13 protein-coding genes are annotated in these 16932 nt (G+C 72.0%); 10 read left to right on the top strand and 3 right to left on the bottom strand.

Annotated features, from left to right (window positions below; translation table 11 throughout):
• Nucleotides 1-23: 23 nt before the first annotated feature.
• The gene (gene secD / locus ACWC24_RS13020; RefSeq protein WP_450662862.1) at nucleotides 24-2270 is read left to right on the top strand and encodes a protein translocase subunit SecD; all 2247 of its coding nucleotides are present in this window, start codon (nucleotides 24-26) and stop codon (nucleotides 2268-2270) included.
• A 37-nt stretch (nucleotides 2271-2307) separates the two neighbouring features.
• Here secD and ACWC24_RS13015 read toward each other — a convergent pair whose 3' ends face one another.
• The gene (locus tag ACWC24_RS13015) at nucleotides 2308-2583 is read right to left on the bottom strand and encodes a hypothetical protein (RefSeq protein ID WP_450662861.1); all 276 of its coding nucleotides are present in this window, start codon (nucleotides 2581-2583) and stop codon (nucleotides 2308-2310) included.
• A gap of 205 nt (nucleotides 2584-2788) precedes the next feature.
• Entirely contained in the window at nucleotides 2789-3013 is a 225-nt protein-coding gene (locus ACWC24_RS13010; protein ID WP_450662860.1) for a hypothetical protein, read from the bottom strand.
• 221 nt (nucleotides 3014-3234) lie between these two features.
• On the opposite strand from ACWC24_RS13010, the gene ACWC24_RS13005 reads away from it, so the two are divergent.
• From ACWC24_RS13005 to ACWC24_RS12985, 5 genes are all read left to right on the top strand, one after another.
• On the top strand, nucleotides 3235-3693 hold the full coding sequence (locus ACWC24_RS13005) for a DUF5707 domain-containing protein (protein ID WP_450662859.1): 459 nt from the start codon (nucleotides 3235-3237) through the stop codon (nucleotides 3691-3693).
• A gap of 276 nt (nucleotides 3694-3969) precedes the next feature.
• A complete protein-coding gene (locus ACWC24_RS13000) occupies nucleotides 3970-4716 on the top strand; it encodes an esterase/lipase family protein (protein WP_450662858.1) in 747 nt (248 codons plus the stop codon).
• Nucleotides 4717-5305: 589 nt separating this feature from the next.
• Nucleotides 5306-6052: a beta-glucanase gene (locus ACWC24_RS12995; protein WP_450662857.1), complete on the top strand. Its 747-nt coding sequence runs from the start codon at nucleotides 5306-5308 to the stop codon at nucleotides 6050-6052.
• 181 nt (nucleotides 6053-6233) lie between these two features.
• Nucleotides 6234-7946 (top strand): PHP domain-containing protein, encoded by a 1713-nt coding sequence (locus tag ACWC24_RS12990; RefSeq protein WP_450662856.1) that lies wholly within the window; start codon nucleotides 6234-6236, stop codon nucleotides 7944-7946.
• Nucleotides 7943-8566 carry a hypothetical protein gene (locus ACWC24_RS12985; RefSeq protein WP_450662855.1) on the top strand — a complete coding sequence of 208 codons (624 nt, stop codon included), beginning with the start codon at nucleotides 7943-7945 and terminating at the stop codon, nucleotides 8564-8566. The genes ACWC24_RS12990 and ACWC24_RS12985 overlap by 4 nt, the downstream gene beginning before the upstream one ends.
• A gap of 126 nt (nucleotides 8567-8692) precedes the next feature.
• Here the strand turns inward: ACWC24_RS12985 and ACWC24_RS12980 are convergent, their stop codons facing one another.
• Entirely contained in the window at nucleotides 8693-9940 is a 1248-nt protein-coding gene (locus ACWC24_RS12980; RefSeq protein WP_450662854.1) for an acyltransferase family protein, read from the bottom strand.
• A 430-nt stretch (nucleotides 9941-10370) separates the two neighbouring features.
• Between ACWC24_RS12980 and ACWC24_RS12975 the strand changes: the two genes are divergently transcribed.
• From ACWC24_RS12975 to ACWC24_RS12960, 4 genes are all read left to right on the top strand, one after another.
• Entirely contained in the window at nucleotides 10371-11264 is an 894-nt protein-coding gene (locus ACWC24_RS12975) for a GNAT family N-acetyltransferase (protein WP_450662853.1), read from the top strand.
• 205 nt (nucleotides 11265-11469) lie between these two features.
• Complete coding sequence (locus tag ACWC24_RS12970; protein WP_450662852.1) at nucleotides 11470-12519, top strand: ABC transporter ATP-binding protein; 1050 nt, start codon at nucleotides 11470-11472, stop codon at nucleotides 12517-12519.
• The gene (locus ACWC24_RS12965; RefSeq protein ID WP_450662851.1) at nucleotides 12516-13934 is read left to right on the top strand and encodes an ABC transporter permease; all 1419 of its coding nucleotides are present in this window, start codon (nucleotides 12516-12518) and stop codon (nucleotides 13932-13934) included. The genes ACWC24_RS12970 and ACWC24_RS12965 overlap by 4 nt, the downstream gene beginning before the upstream one ends.
• A 4-nt stretch (nucleotides 13935-13938) precedes the next feature.
• Nucleotides 13939-16698, top strand: a complete 2760-nt coding sequence (locus tag ACWC24_RS12960) for a bifunctional YncE family protein/alkaline phosphatase family protein (RefSeq protein ID WP_450662850.1) — start codon at nucleotides 13939-13941, stop codon at nucleotides 16696-16698.
• The last annotated feature ends 234 nt before the right edge of the window (nucleotides 16699-16932 follow it).

Raw genomic sequence — 16932 nt, 5'->3', positions numbered from 1 at the left:
GGCATGCCCGCCGAAGGACCGTCGTGAACCGATCTCTGCATCTCAGAGGGCTGATCGCCCTCGCCGCCATCGCCGTGTCGCTGTACGTCGCGCTCACGGTGCCCGTCCATCTCGGCCTCGATCTGCGCGGCGGCACGCAGATCGTTCTCCAGACCCGGCCGACCACCGCAGCCGACGCGGACGGCGACGCCGCGGACGCGGACGGCGACGCGGTCGAGCGCACCGTCGAAGTGCTGCGCGACCGCATCGACGCGCTCGGTGTCGCCGAACCCGGCATCGTCGGCTCCGGCAGCAACCGGATCATCGTCGAACTGCCCGGTGTGCAGGACCCGGCGAAGGCCGCCGAACTCCTCGGACGCACCGCCCAGCTCACCTTCCACCCGGTCGTCGGCACCGCCTCCGGCACCGACGACGTCCCCGAACCGCAGCCCGGTCGGCCTCGCCCGCTGGTGCTGCCCGACGAGTCCGGGCAACCTCTGCGCCTCGAGGCCGCCACGCTGACCGGCAAGGACGTCCGCAAGGCCGCCGCGCGCTTCGACCAGCAGGGCGGCGCCGGATGGCACGTCACCGTCGACTTCGAGGGCGCCGGGAAGGACGGCTGGGCCCGTCTGACCGGAGCGGCCGCCTGCCATCCGGCGGGGGACCCGTCCCGCCGGGTCGCCATCGTCCTGGACGACAGGATCGTCTCCTCGCCGCAGGTCGACCCGTCCGTCGCCTGCCGCTCCGGGATAGCCGGCGGTTCCACGCAGATCACCGGTTCCTTCGACGACGGGGAAGCCAGGGAACTGGCTCTGCTCATCAACGGCGGGGCCCTGCCCGTGCCGGTGGAGATCGCCGAACAGCGCACGGTCGGCCCCACCCTCGGGGCCGCGGCCATCACGGCCAGCGCCTGGGCCGCCGTCATCGGCACGGCGCTGACCTCGCTGTTCATCATCGTCGTCTACCGGTTCCTGGGCCTGCTGGCCACCGTGTCCCTGGCCTGCTACGGCCTCGTCTCCTACGCCGCCCTGGCCGCCCTCGGCGCCACCCTCACCCTGCCCGGACTCGCCGGGTTCGTCCTCGCCATCGGCATGGCCGTCGACGCCAACGTGCTGGTCTTCGAACGCGCCCGCGAGGAGTACGCCGCCCGGCGACGGGCCACCCCCCGCTCCTCGCTGACCGCCGGGTTCCGCGGCGCCCTCAGCGCGATCGCCGACTCCAACATCACCACCCTCATCGCCGCCGGCCTGCTGTTCTTCCTCGCCTCCGGACCCGTCCGCGGCTTCGGGGTCACGCTGGGCATCGGCGTGCTCGCCTCCATGCTCAGCGCGCTGGTCGTCACCCGGGTGCTCGCGGAGTACTCCGCCGCCCGCTCCTGGGCACGTCGCCGCCCCGGTCTCTTCGGTGTCGCGCACACCGGCACGGTCCGCAACCGACTCGGCCGCAGGAACCCGCAGTTGATGCGTCACCCGCGCAGATGGCTGGCCGTCTCCGCCGCCGCCCTCGTCCTGGCCGCCTCGGGGATCGCGCTGCGCGGCCTCGACCTCGGCGTCGAGTTCACCGGCGGGCGTCTCGTCGAGTACACCACCGCCACCGCCGTCGACCCCGACCGGGCGCGCGCGTCGCTCGCCGACGCGGGCTTCCCCGACGCCGTCGTGCAGACCTCGGGCGACGACCGACTCACCGTACGGACAGGACCGCTGACGGACGATCGGACAGCGGCCGCCACCGAAGTCGTCCGCGACCTGGCCGGCGGTGCCGATGTTCTCCGCGACGAGAGCATCGGCCCCAGCCTCGGCAAGGAGCTCCGCCATGGCGCCCTCGTCGCCCTCGCGGTCGCCCTCGGGGCCCAACTCGTCTACCTGGCCGCGCGGTTCCGCTGGCTGTTCGCCACCGCTTCGGTCGCGGCCCTGGCCCACGACGTGGTGATCCTCACCGGTGTCTTCGCCTGGCTCGGCAAACCCGTCGACGGCGTCTTCCTGGCCGCGCTGCTGACCGTCATCGGCTACTCCGTCAACGACTCGGTCGTCGTCTTCGACCGGGTCAGGGAACTCGGCCACCACCGCAGAACGCCGTTCCGCGAGATCACCAACCGGGCCCTCCTGCAGACCCTGCCCCGCACCGTCAACACCGGCATGGGCGCCGCGTTCGTCCTGGCCGCGCTGGTCGTCCTCGGCGGTGACACCCTCACCGACTTCGCCCTCGCGCTGCTCATCGGCCTCGCGGTCGGCACCTACTCCTCCATGTTCACCGCCGCACCGCTGGCCGTCGCGCTGCACGAACGCGACTGAGGTCTCTCGTCAGGGCTCGTCGGCTGCCGGCCTGCCGTCAGAGCGGGGGGTTGGCAGCCAGCCGGCAGGCGCCGGTCGCGGCGCCGCCCGGCACGCCGAGCGCGCCCAGGGCGTCCGCACAGCCCCGCAGGTCGGCGTGGACGCCTCGGGTGCACGCCGTGGTCACGGCGTCGGAGACTTCGACGCCCGTCTGCCGGACCATGTTCGTACAGGCCGGGATGTCCGCCTGTGCGGCGGGCGCGGCGAGGGCTGCCCCGCCGAGCACCAGGGTCAGACCGGTGAGGACACCGGCGACGCGGGCCGATGTGCGCATGGCAGATACCTGCTCTCCAGGATCGGTGGGACGCGCGGATCCGGCACCGGGCGGCGGACACGGCGGGTGTACGACTCCTCACCCGGGGCCCGCACCCGGGCGGCCCCACGCCCGCCCGTCGGCCGGGCGGAACCGCCCCTCCCCACCTCCGACGCTAGAACAGCCCGACCCCACGCGCACCCGGGCCGAGGCGCCGACGGGCATCTCACTCGCGCTGCATGGCGAACAGTTCCAGGTGCGCGCAGGCGGGGCAGCGGTAGGCCTCGATCGTCCAGCGCGGCCGGCCCAGCCTCCTGACACCGCCCAGCGGGCCCCGTTGAAGGGCGCCCTCGATCCACCGCGCGTTGCCGCGGGCACCCTGCCCCGAGTCCTCGACGAAGCCCGGCTCCAGCCCGACCGTGCCGCAGTGGGTGCACTGTATGTCGTTCATCGGGCGAGTGTATTGACCCGCCGTCAGCGGCGACCACGAGGGTGACGCGCCCCGCCTCCGTGCGCTTCGGGACCACCCTGGGGCCGCACGGTCACCGTTACTCAGGCGGGGTTGAGTACGTGGGCTCATGTCCGGCAGGACCGCCCGCGGCGAGTATCGACGCAACGGCGCGGCCGAGGAAACGGCGGCGCGATACAGCTGACACAGTTACGGAGAATCTCATGTCCCGACGTACGGCTCTGTCCGTGGCCACCGGTGTTGTCGTCCTCGGTGGCGTGGGGGCCGGCGCCTTGGCTCTCGCCTACGCCGGGGACCAGCCTCCGGCGATCACCGACAGCAGTGCCCGTTACACCGCTCCCGTCGGCGACCGCGACGGCGCGCTGACCTTCGTCGCGGACGTCTCGGCGTCCTCCGGTGTCAAGAGCGTGAAGGTGCTGGCCTGGCCGGAGAACTCCTCCCTCGCCAAGAAACGGCCGACCGCGAAGGACATGGCCGCCGTGGAATCGGCGATCTGCAAGCCCTCCGGGGAGGACACCGTGCGCTGCACCTACACGGCCGTGGTCAGCCGGTCGGACGCCCAGTCGTCGCCGCGCGGGGTCTGGCACGTCGCCGTCCAGGCCACCGCCGAGGACGGCACGACCACCCTGGACGACAAGGCGGCCGACTTCACCGTCGGGTGAACCGGCCGCGGCCCGACCCGCACGATGCCGATCGTGATGGCCGGTCCGGTCCTGAGCGTCCTGCCGGTGCCGGTCCTCTTCCTGCTGCCGCAGAAGTACTGCATCCGCGGCGTGATGCTCAGCGGCCTCAAGCGAGACCGACGGATCCACAGGCGGGCCGGGCGCCCTGAAGCGTCCGGGGCCGCCGCGCACACTGGTGATTTAGCCGATGGCGCCCGCGTCCCGCCCCACGACTCTGGTCGGGTCAAGCACCCGCATCCTCGTCTGGAGGGTTCCATGCGTCGTCGTTCCCCGCGCCGGCTTCTCGGCGTTCTCGCGGCCTCCGCGGTCGCGTTCACCCTGTTCTCCTCGGCGTCGACGGCCGGCGCGGCCGACGCCGCGACCACGACCGTCGCCTCCGCGCGGGCGGCCGACGCGGCCGTGCAGCCGCTGTCGACCAGCACCCCGGTCGTGTTCGTCCACGGGTACACCGGCAACGCCTCCAACTGGGTCACCGCCATGGCCGTCTTCCAGGCCAACGGCTGGTCCAGCTCCAACCTGTTCGCCTACGAGTACGACTCCTACGGCAACAACATCACCAACGCGCAGGGCCTGGCCACCTTCGTCAACAACGTGAAGGCGCGCACCGGCGCGAGCAAGGTCGCCATCGTCAACCACTCGATGGGCGGCCTCGTCAGCCAGTACTACCTGAAGGTGCTGGGCGGCAACACCAGCGTCAGCCACCTCGCCTCGATCGCCGGCGCCAATCACGGGACCACGTACGCCGGCGCCTGTCTGATCTACACGACCTGCCAGCAGATGTACCCGGGCTCCTCGTTCATCGCCCAGATCACCGCGGGCGACGAGACGCCGGGCGACACCAAGTACGCCACCTGGTACTCGGCGTGCGACGGCGTCATCATCCCGTACACCAGCACGAAGCTGGACGGCGCGACGAACAACAACGTCGCCTGCCAGACCCACATCGGCTATCTCACCGACACGACCGTGCTCGGCCAGATCGCCCGCTTCGTCGCCTCCTGACGCGCCTCGCCGCGAAGCGCCCGGGACCGGCCGCCCGACCGGTCCCCGTTCCGCCCCTCGCCCGTCCCCTTCCCCGGCGCCGCCGCTGCCGGGCAAGGGGACGGGCCGGTACGACGGCCTCCGCGACGCCCGGCAACCGGGCCGCGCGGACGACCGCTTACACCTCCTGCCCCTCCACCGGTTCCGAGCGGTCCCGGGTGAACTGCCGGCCCGGTTCGGCCCGCACCAGCAGCCAGGGCGCCCGCCGTCCGGGGCGCGGGCCCACGGTCGCCGCAGCGGCCAGGCCGGCCGTCAGCCGGGCGGGTGTTCCCGGCCCGCGCGGTGAAGTCGCGGGGCCGGGCGGACGGGCCAGCCGCCGCAGACCGCCTCCAGCACCAGCGCCCGGCCGGCCATCCGCAGTCCTCTGCGCCGCACCCGCCCCCGCTTCGTGAACTCCGTCCCCCGCCCCTCCCACCGGCGTTCGGTGCGTGGAGCGTGCTCCTTTCCGGCGTCGGACCGGTGAACTCCGTGGCACGGAACGGCGTCACCCGCCCGGGTGAATCCGGCCGTGTCCACTCCCCATGACCGCATGGCTGTTGCCCCGTGGGGGATGAATCCGGCATCCGATGCGGTTCCCGGCACCACAAGGAGCCCCTGCGTGCGCTCAGTCGTCTTCACCGCCGATTTCGGCTCCGCGCGCCAGTGGGTCGCGGGGCGTTCCTGGGCCTATCCCGACGGCGGCCCCACCAATACCGGCGACAACAAACTGGACCACCTCACCGCCGACCCCGAGTACTCCCGCACGGGCACGTTCCGCGCCGTCCGCCGTGCCGACGGACTGTGGGACACGGGACTGCTCACCACGGAGGAGAGCGCCGAGGGCTTCATGGTCCGCAGCGGAGACCGTCTGGACACCACGGTGCGGCTGCCCACCGAGCCGGGGGCGTGGCCGGCGATCTGGACCTGGCGGGACGGCGGGAACGAGGTGGACGTGTTCGAGTACCACCCCGACAACCCCGACCTGCTGGAGCTCAGCAACCACGTACGCGACAGCTACAGGTACGTTCGGGACGCGGCCGTCCGCCCCGGCGGTGTCGTCGACCTCGGCGTGACGTTCGGCGCGCGCAGCGTGAGCTGGACGCTGAACGGCAGGCAGGTCTTCGCCGACGGGCGCGGCGTCGGCTCCCGCTGGCGCGCCCACCTCATCGTCAACCTCTCCGTCTGCGCGGGGCGTTACCACCCCGCCCCGGACCCCGAGGCCACCGAGATGTCGTACGAGGTCAGGAGCCTGGTGGTCCATCGCGGCCCGGGAGGCCTCCAGGAGCGGGAGGACGAGGGGCCCGGACAGGCCCGCTGAGACCCGCACTCGCCCGGGCGCACCGGGCGCCGAACCGCTCGGGCCCCGGTGGCCGAAATGCTCTCGCTGCACATGCTTCGTTCTTGATGTCACCATCATCCCGCATCCCTGCGTTCACGGAGGCTTCTCAGACTCTGCACGTCCCCAGCGTGTACGCCATGGTTCCCAGCGGGAGTTGAGCATGAGTCACGGCCACAGCCATGACCACGGTCACGGTCACCACCACCATCACCACGACAGCGGCGAGGCCACGTCGCTGCCGCCGGCCCTCGACCTGTCGGTCCCGGACGAGGAACTGACCCCCGGCCAGCTCTCCCGGCGCTCCATGCTGCGCCGCACCGGTCTGCTCGGTGCCGGTCTGGCGGCGGGCAGCGTGCTGGGCGGTGCGGGGCAGGCCGCCGCGGCGACGTCCGAGTCGTTCGCGGCGCACCACGACTCGCACTCCGGCGGCTACCTGTGGCTCGCCGGTGACCACCACATCCACACCCAGCACAGCTCCGACGCCAAGTACCGGGTCATCGACCACGTCCGCCAGGCGAACGCGCACGGCCTGGACTGGATGGTCATCACCGACCACGGCAGCGTCACGCACGCCAAGATCGGTGTGGAGAAGGTCAACCCGGACATCGTCGCGGCCCGTGACCAGATCGACGACACGCTCGTCTTCCAGGGTCTGGAGTGGAACATCCCGGCCGCCGAGCACGGCACCGTCTTCGTGCACCCGGGCAAGAACGAGGTCGCGGTGCTGAAGGAGTTCGAGAACTCCTTCGACGGCAGCGTCAAGGGCGCCTCCGCCAGCAGCCCGGCCAACGAGGCGCTCGCCATCTCGGGCCTCAACTTCCTCGCCGAGCAGGTGCAGCGCCGCAAGGTGAAGGACGTGCTGTTCCTCGCCAACCACCCGGCGCGCAAGGGCATCGACTCCCCGCACGAGATCCGCGCCTGGCGTGACGCGCAGCCGACCATCGCCGTCGGCATGGAGGGCGCCCCCGGCCACCAGGCGGCCGGCATACCCGCCCCGCTGGGCGCGGGCTCCGGTCGTGGCATCTACGACAACAGCCCGAGCGCCGACTCCTTCGGCGGGTACCCGCTGGAGAGCTACCGCACCTGGGGCGGCTTCGACTGGATGACCTCCACCGTGGGCGGTCTGTGGGACAGCCTGCTGGCCGAGGGCAAGCCGTGGTGGGTCACGGCGAACTCCGACTCCCACAACGTGTACGCCGACACCGCGGTCCGCGGCCCGAACAGCAACTTCGACGCCAACGGCCGTTACGAGGACCCGGTCTACGGCGGCACCCTGAACGTCACGGACACCGACTTCTGGCCCGGCCAGTACTCCCGCACGCACGTCGGCGCCGCCTCCTTCTCGTACAAGGCGGTCATGGACGGCATCCGGGCCGGCCGGGTCTGGGTGGACCACGGCGGCCTCATCAGCGGCCTCAACGCCCAGCTGCGCTCCGGGAACCGCGCGGTCACCCTGGGCGGTGCGCTCACAGTGCGCCGCGGCAGCCAGGTCGACCTGGTCGTCGAGATCAGTCTCGCCAACGGCCCCAACTGGGCGCAGTTCGTGCCGAAGCTGGCCCGGGTCGACGTCGTCCAGGGCGACGTGACCGGCCCGGTCGCCGACAAGGACACGTTCGTCACCCCGGCCACCAAGGTCGTGAGGTCCTTCGAGGTGAACAAGTCCACCGGAGCGGTGCGTCTCACCTACTCCCTCGGCCGGGTGGACAAGCCGGTGTACGTGCGGCTGCGCGGCACCGACGGCAACCGCTCGGCGGTCGGCCTGCGCGGTGCGGCGGTCGACCCGGCCGGTCCGGCGATGGACGTCATCGGGGACGCCGACCCGTGGAAGGACCTGTGGTTCTACTCCAACCCCATGTGGGTCCTGCCCTCATGACACCTCCGCACGACGCCGTCGGCGTCCACACCGTCATCGGGGTGGACGCCGGCTCGGCGAACCTGCGGGAGGCCGATCACCTGATCCACCACCTGGTGGACGAGTTCGGCCTCCCGCCGGGCACCGTGGCCTGCACCCATCTGATCCGCACCGACGAGCGCCGCAGCACGGCCGTGTCGCTGGCCCTGCCCGACGCCGGGGCGGCGCGGGCCGCGTGGGCGCTTGTCGTCGACTGGGCGGGTCCGGACACGGGCGCCGCCTTCGGGGAACGGACGCACGGCTCACCGCGGGCCGCCCGCGCGGCGCGGCTGGCCGCCGGGGAACACGCCGGGCGCCGGGCCGGGCGGGCCGTGTCGTACCCCGGCGTGGACGCCCTCACCGGCACCGTCACCGTGGCCGATCTGCTCGGCCTGAGCGCCGTCGACCAGGTCGTCGTGGTCGGCGCGCCGTCGGCGGACGGCGGCGGACCCGACCCGGTCACCGCGGTGCACACGCGTGACCATGTGCGCCCCGAGTGGCGCGACGGCCGGCTCACCCTGGCCCTGGTCCCGGCGGTCGGCGGCACGCTCGCCCCGTTCGAGGTGCCCAACCCCACCCCCTGCTGCGCCGATCACGCGTGAGGGAGGCTCCCCGCCGGGTGCTCCGCACGGCACCCGGCGGGACCGTCGGACCGAGCACTCGGCACCCGGCCCGCCGCACCGCTCGGGACGGCGCACCGCTCGGGAGGCGCAACGGGTGCCCTCGGGTCAGGCCGTGTTCCCGGCGTTGCGCAGTCGGGCGAACGACGTGTCCAGTCCCCTCTTCATCAGTCGCGCGAGCGGTCGTTCGACCAGCCGGTGCACCAGCCAGCTCAGCACCAGGAATCCGGCGATGACGGCCACGACCAGCAGCCGGGCGTCCATGGTGTCCCGCAGCCGGTTGATCAGCGTCGTACCGGCCGCGTAGTGCATCAGGTAGAAGGGGTAGGTCAGAGCGCCCGCGGTGACCAGCCACCTGCCGTGCACGCGATCGGTCGCACCGAGCGCGATCGCCACCATGACCAGCAGGAACAAGGTGAAGATCAGTACGCTGCCCCACCAGCCGGAGACGTGCTCGACCTGGTCGATCCGGTTGCCCAGCTCCAGTTGGCCCATCAGCCACGCCATGCCGAGGATGCCCCACAGCAGCAGGTCCTGGCCGAAGCGGTACATGAGATGGAGCGCCAGCCCGGCGATGAAGTACCAGGCGCCCTGCGGGTTGGCCACCAGTACCAGGAGCCGGAAACCGGAGGCCGGGGCGATCATGGCGGCGGCTCCCCACACACAGCAGAACACCACGACCTTGCGGTAGGTCAGGCCGGTGGCGACGACCGCCAGGAACAGCAGATAGAAACGCAGTTCGGACCAGAGGGTCCAGTACACGCCGTCGATGTTCGACACGCCCGAACCGGACTGCAACATGGTGAAGTTGAGCAGGACCTCGCGCGTCCGCTGCCGCTCCCACACTCCCGGCAGGGCCGTCAGGACGGCCGTGGTGACCCCGATGGCGACCCAGTAGGCGGGATACAGCCGGATGACCCGTGAGACGAAGAACTGCCGCGGGGTGCGGCCCCAGCACGACATGCAGATCACGAAGCCGCTGATCACGAAGAAGATCTCGACGCCGATCCAGCCGTAGGCGCCGAAGCGGAACACCGTGGGCATGATGTCGGACACCGGCCTGTCCCAGATCAGGTTGGCCGGCTGGTCGACCCGCCAGGTGCCCGCGTAGTGGTGCACCGCCACCATCAGGGCGGCCAGCAGGCGCAGCCCGTCGATGGCGTACAGCCGGCCGCTCCCCCGTCCGCCCGCGGTGGCGCGCTTCGCCTCCGCCCCGGCGGTTCCCGACCGCCGTCCGGCCGGGGCGAGCGAGGAGAACGGCCTGCGCAACCCGGCGACGAACTGTCTCTCCGCCGACGACGATCCGCGGGCGGCGACGGGCGTCGCCCCCACGCCCGCCACAACACGTTCAGACATGCGAATCCCCATCAGGTATATGCCCGAGAAATGGCACGCGACATCCCACCCGAATGGCATGGGCTCAGAACTCACACCCTGAGACACCCGTCACTCCCGGATGGTTGTACGCCCAATCACTTCTCGATCCAGCGCGATCGCGTCCGACCCGCAAGAGGCGCGATCCGGCCGAACGGAATCGCTAATTCCCCTGCTCCCAGAGGCTTTCAGAGCCTTGACGCGCCCGTCGAGCGACCCCGACCCCCCGAGGGTCGCAGCCCCCTCGACACCTCGCCATCAACCCCTCGGCGAGCAACCGGACGCGGACGAGCCGCTTCCCGACACCCGGCGGACCGAGCCTCGTTCATGTCCTGTACACCTCACGTCAGTTCATGTACATGATCGAGTCCACGCACAGCCATCCCTCGTCCACCGCATGCGACCATGAGCCATGCGCCCGGACGGCTGGCACCTCACCGAAGACCTCGAGGAATTCCTCACCCGGAGCGGGGACTTCCTGCGCACGCGCCCCGCCCTGCACACGGTCGCGCTCACGGTGACCGAGAGCCTGCGCGTCCGCGGGATGCACATGTTCGGCGCCGAAGCTCCGTTCTTCGGCCTCCTGGAGCAGGCGGGCGAGGTCCGGGCCGCCCTCTTCCGCACCCCGCCCCAGAACCTGGGTCTGACCTCGCTCACCCCGGAGCACGCCGACACCCTCGCCGCCCGGCTGGCCGGCCTCGGCCACCGCCTTCCCGGCGTCGACGCGGACCGCGACACGGCCACCGTCTTCGCCGAGGCCTGGCAGCGGCACACCGGCGCGACGCCGACGCTCCGCAGGCGCCACCGCCTGTACCGACTCGGCGAGCTCACCCCGGCGGAGCCGCTCCCGGCCGGCCGGGGACGGATCGCGGGCGCTCAGGACCGCGAGCAAATCATGCGCTGGTACGACGAGTTCACCGCCTCCGTGGGAAACGTCGGGTCCATGGACGCCGGTTCCTGGGCCGACGCGCGCATCTCCCACGCGGGCGTCACGTTCTGGGAGACCCCGGACGGCATCCCCGTGTCGATGGGGGGCACCACCCCGATGGTCGCCGGCCAGATCCGGGTGGCCCCCGTGTACACCCCGGCCCGGCTGCGGGGGCGCGGCTACGCGGGGGCGGTGACGGTCGAGGTGAGCCGGGCCGCCCTGGCCGCGGGCGCGCAGGAGGTCGTGCTCTTCGCCGACCTGGCCAACCCCACCAGCAACGGCCTCTATCGGCGGGTCGGGTATCTGCCGGTCGCCGACTTCGCCGTGTACGAGTTCTCGGAGACCTCGGCGGAAAACGCTCCGGGCCGGTCCGACTGACCGAGGTAGACCCCTGAATTGACGGTCCGTCAACATCCGTATCCGTGCGCCGGGTGAACATGGCGACAGGTGGGGTGACGGCCCTCGGCCAGGCATCGGCGCATCAAGCGGCGGTCGGCTTCCGTTCCGCGAGCGTTCAACTCGTGGTGCCTGCACGCGCTGTGTGGTGTCTCTATGTTTCCTGAGGGTTTTGACGGAGGGGGCTATGGACACTCTTCACGCGGTCCGGGCTCGTGGGATCACCCGATACTTCGGTGACGTCGTCGCACTCGACGGCGTCGACCTGGATGTGGCGCAGGGGCAGATCCACGGCCTGGTCGGACCGAACGGCGCCGGGAAGACGACCCTGCTCGGCCTCCTGCTGGGCCTGGCCGTCGCCGACAGCGGCCGCCTGGAGATCCTGGGGACGCCGGTCGGCCGGGCGCTCGCCGTTCCCGACGGGGTCGCCGGATTCGTGGACGGCCCCGGCCTCTACCCCGCGCTCACCGCCCGGCAGAACCTCGCGGCGCTGGCCGCCCTGCGCGGTCGTACGGCGCGGACGGCGGGGATCGACGACGTGCTCGACCAGGTCGGGCTCACCGACGTCGCCGACGACCGGGCCCGCGGCTTCTCCCTCGGCATGCGGCAGCGGCTCGGGCTCGCCGCCGCCCTGCTCACCGGGCCCAGGCTGCTCGTGCTCGACGAACCCTCCAACGGCCTCGACCCGGCCGGGAAGCGGCATGTGCACCGGGTCCTCACCCGGCTCGCCGCGGACGGCACCGGCATCGTGCTGTCGAGTCACCGTATGGACGACGTCGAGGCGTTGTGCTCGGACGTCACCCTGCTGGCCACCGGGCGGGTCGTCTTCTCCGGTCCGCTGGGCGAGCTGGCCGCCGAGAGCCGTGAACTCGACTACCGGCTGCTCACCTCCGACCCGCGGGCCGCCCGCGCACTGGCCCTGGACACGCCGGGTGTCGCGGTCGTCGACGACGCCGGGACACCGCCCGCCACAGCGGCACGGCACGGCGCCACCGCACCGCACACCGTGCCCGTGCGGAGCACCGGCGCACCACGGCACACCGTGCCCGCACAGCGTGGCGCCACGACGCGGTACGGAGCCGACGCGTTCGTCGTCAGCGCCCTGGTGCCCGCGCTCGACGTCCTGGTGGCGCGGATCGTACGGGCGGGCATCGCGGTGCGCGAGCTGGCCCCCGTGGTGTCGCCGCTGGAGGCCGCGTTCCTGGCCCTGACCGAACAGCAGGAGGCAGACCGATGACCACCGACGCCGCCGCTGCCGCTGCCGCGGACGCGTCCGCCGCCGGTACCCCGGCCGACCCCCGGGACGGCGACAGCGAGGACCCGGGCGGGATCCGCGGTGTGCCGGTGGCGCGCGGCTTCCGCTTCGAACTGGTCAAGCTGGTCGCCCAGTGGCGGATCCGGCTGCTGGTGCTGGCCTGCTGGATCGCGCCGGCGCTGTTCGTCGCGGCGGTGAGCCGGCAGAGCACGCTCCCCTCCGACACCCTCTTCGGCCGCTGGATGCACGCCACGGGGTGGGCCGGGCCGCTGGTGGTCCTCGGGTTCGCGGGCACCTGGGCGCTGCCGTTGCTGACGTCGGTGGTCGCGGGTGACGTGTTCGCCTCCGAGGACCGGCTCGGCACCTGGCGTCATCTGCTGGTGGCGGTCCGCTCGCCCCGGCGCATCTTCGCGGCCAAGGCGCTGGCCAGTCTCACCGTCATCGTGCTGCTGGTGGCGGGGATGGCCTGCTCCAGCACGGTCGGCGGGCTCGTGGCGGTCGGCGACCAGCCGCTGATCGGCCTCGACGGCCATGTGCTGGCCCCCTCGGACGCCGCCGGTGAGGTGCTCCTCGCCTGGATGTGCGCGCTCGCGCCGACGCTGGCCCTCGCCGCGATCGGACTGCTCGGATCGGTCGCGCTGGGGCGCTCCCCGATGGGGCTGCTGCTGCCCGCGCTGGCCGCGCTCACGATGCAGCTCGCCCAGATGCTGCCGCTGCCCGTGGCCGTGCGGCTCGCCCTGCCCGGTTACGCGTTCATCGCCTGGAGCGGTCTGTTCACCAGCCCGGCGCAGCTCGGCCCGCTGCTCGTCGGCGTCACGGTCAGCCTGGTGTGGGCGGTGACCGCGACCGTGCTGGCGTATCTCCTGTTCCTGCGGCGGGACTTCACCAATCCGTCCTACGACGGGCCGGGGCGCCGCGCGCTGACCCTCGGCGTGCTCCCGCCGCTCTGCCTGCTGGTCCTCACCGTCGTGGCGGTCGCCGTAACCAGGCCGTCCATGGGTTCCGGGATCAAACAGGACAAGGTCCAGCGGTCGGTCGCCGCGGTGTTCGCGCATCTGTACCGCCTCCAGACCGAGCAGCTCAACCGGCCCGCCGTCACCGAGGCTCAGCTGCGGGTCACGGCCGCGTGCGACAAGGGCGCCGGCCAGAGCGCCGCCGAGGGGCCGGGCAACGACTGGCGCTGTGTCGTCACCTGGCATCTCCCCGGCGCCCAGGCCCCGGGGACGGCGATCTACCAGCTCGACCTGACCTCCGACGGGCGGTTCATGGCCGACGGTGACGGACCGAAGGAAGTGAACGGCTACTTCCTGGTGCGCACTCCGACCGGGGACGCGCCGAACCCGCTGTGGCAGTTCGACGGCGATGTCGAGCTGTTCTCCACCACGCCGAAGGGATGAGCCCATGCAGGTGACGCGCCGGCGGCGGCACGACGAGAAGAGAGGCTCCTTCGTCGTTCTCGGCAGACCCGTGGGCCGCCGGATCACGTTCGTGACCGCGGGCCTCACCGCGCTCGCCGTGGCGGTCGCGGGCACCGCCTTCGCCCAGACCCGCCAGTTCGGCACCGACCAGGTCGGCCAGGTCACCGCCCGGGGCCAGGTCGTCTCCAGCGACCAGTACATCGCCCCCTACGGTGAGCGTCTGGTCGTGAACAACGGCAAGATCATGTCGTCCGCGGTCAGCCCGGACGGCGCCCACCTCGCGGCCTCGGTCGCCGACGGCGGGATGGCGCTGGCCCTGGTGGACCTCAAGAGCTGGAAGGTGCAGCAGCTCGTCGGCACCTCCGCCTCGGCGGACCTGCGCATCGGCAGCAACGCCGTGGGGCAGGAAGCCCCGGCGTACTCCCCCGACGGCACGCAGCTCTGGCTCGGCCAGACCGACGGCTACACGCGCTTCACCGTGAACGCGGACGGCACCCTCGCGAGCCCGACGACCGTGCGGATCCCGGCGGACGGGGCCCGGCACGCCCTGGCGGCCCAGGCCGTGTTCTCGCCCGACGGGTCCACCGTGTACTCCGCGGTCAACGGGCAGAACCGGGTGGTCGCGATCGACACGGCGACCGGGACCGTCCGGCAGAGCTGGGCCGTGGGCAACGCCCCGCGCGGCCTCGCCGAGGTCGGCGGCAAGCTCTACGTGAGCAACGAGGGCGGACGCCCGGCACAGCCCGGCGACACCACCGTCAACTCGTACGACACCCAGGTGCCGGCCGACCCGGTAACCGCGGCCACCACCACCGGCACGGTCAGCGTCATCGACCTGGCGGACCCGGCCGCCGCCGTCAGGAGCATCGACGTCGGGCTGCACCCGACCGCGGTGTACGCGGCGAAGGGCGCGGTGTTCGTCACCGACACCGCAACCAACGACGTGTCGGTCATCGACACCGCCCGCGACAAGGTCGTACAGACCATCGCCACCCGGCCGTGGCCGGAGGCGTCGGTGGGCTACGAGCCCGACGCGGTGACGCTCACCGGCGACGGCCGTCTGCTGGTGACGCTCGGCCGCGCCAACGCGGTCGCCGTCTACCGCTACACCACCCCGCAGGAGCCGGTCGGTTACGTCGGTCTGCTCCCGACGGACTACTTCCCCGCCGAGATCGCCACCGTCGGCGACTCGGTCGTGGTCTCCAACACCCGGGGGATCGACGCCCGTCGGCCCACCAGCGGCGCCGGGCACGGCACGCACGACACCACGTCCAGTCTGACCCGGTTCACCCTGCCGAGCGACCGGGTCATCAGGTCCGAGACCGCCAAGGTGTTCCGGCAGAACGGCTGGACCGGCCGCGCGGTCACCCTCGCCAAGGGCCACAGCAAGGCGAAGCCGGTGCCGGTCCCGGCGCGGCTCGGCGACCCGTCGACGATCAAGCACGTCTTCCTGATCGTCAAGGAGAACCGCACCTACGACCAGCTCTTCGGCGACCTTCCGCAGGGCAACGGCGCACCCGCGCTGGCGGAGTTCGGCGAGAACGTGACGCCGAACCAGCACGCGCTGGCCGAGCGGTTCGGCCTCTACGACAACACGTACGACATCGGCACGAACTCCGCCGAGGGCCACAACTGGCTGATGCAGGCGGACAATCCGGAGTACACCGAGTCCTCGGCCGGTGAGTACCTGCGCAGTTACGACACCGAGGACGACGCGCTCGGCCATCAGCGGACCGGGTTCCTGTGGACCGGGGCGCAGGCGGCCGGCAAGTCCGTACGGGACTTCGGCGAGTTCCAGCAGTTCCTGACCAAACCGTCGGGCGCGAGCTGGCAGAACCTGTACTGCGACGCGAAGAACATGGGCGCGACCGGGCAGGGCACCGCCTACCCGCTGAACTCGTCCTCGCCGATCCCGTCGCTCAACAGCGTGTCGGTGCCCGGCTTCCCGAAGTTCGACACCAGCATCCCTGACATCTACCGCGCCGAGATCTGGAAGCAGGACTTCGAGAAGAACGGTCCGGCGGACCTGAACATGTTCTGGCTCTCCAGCGACCACACCGGCGGACCGGCGAACGCGGCGGCCCAGGTCGCCGACAACGACCTCGCGACCGGCCGGATCGTCGACGAGATCTCGCACAGCAAGTACTGGAAGGACTCGGCGATCTTCGTCGTCGAGGACGACTCCCAGGCCGGTCTCGACCATGTCGACGGCCACCGCGCCCCGATCCAGATCATCAGCCCCTGGACCCGGCACGGCGTCGTCGACAGCCACTACTACACCCAGATCACGATGATCCGGACCATCGAGCAGATCCTCGGGATCCACCCGATGAACCAGAAGGACAGCGCGGCCGACCCGATGCGTACGGCGTTCAGCCGGAAACCGGACTACACGCCGTTCGATGCGCTGCCCAACCGGACCTCGCTGACCGCGGGTCTGAGCACGCCGCCCGCCTGCGGGGTGGACACCCCGGCACCGCAGGACCCGACCGCGGCGGCCGCGCCGAAGGCGACCGTGCCGACGGCCCAGCGGGCGGTCGCGAAGGCGTGGGACACCTGGAAGTCGCACCAGCGGCTGACGGGGCCGCGTGCCGTGCCCGACTTCGCCAACCCCGCGCAGCTGAACCACTTCACGTGGTACCAGACGCACGACTGGACGAAGCCGTACCCGGGCGAGGCGCGGATCTTCCTGCCGCAGGACGTGCCGGGCGCCTACCTCCCGTCGTCGGAGTCCGACGGCTGAACCGAGTCGAGCCGAGTTGCCGACCTGCTGAGCCGACGGTCCGGCGGACCGAGACCGCGGCATCCCGGAGCACGGGAGGCCGCGGTCTTCGGCGTCCCCGGTCACGAAGATCATCTGTCGGCCGCTGTTCGTCTTCCCGACCGGTAGCCGCGGTCCGGCGTTGGGCGGCGCGCTGAACTCTGCTCGACGGCGCCGGCCGATCGTGGCCGGCCGCACCGAGCCGTGTTGCCGAAG

Source organism: Streptomyces sp. NPDC001443, assembly GCF_053597355.1.
The sequence above is the reverse complement of the archived record's forward strand: the minus strand, read 5'-3'. Positions and strand labels throughout refer to the sequence as shown.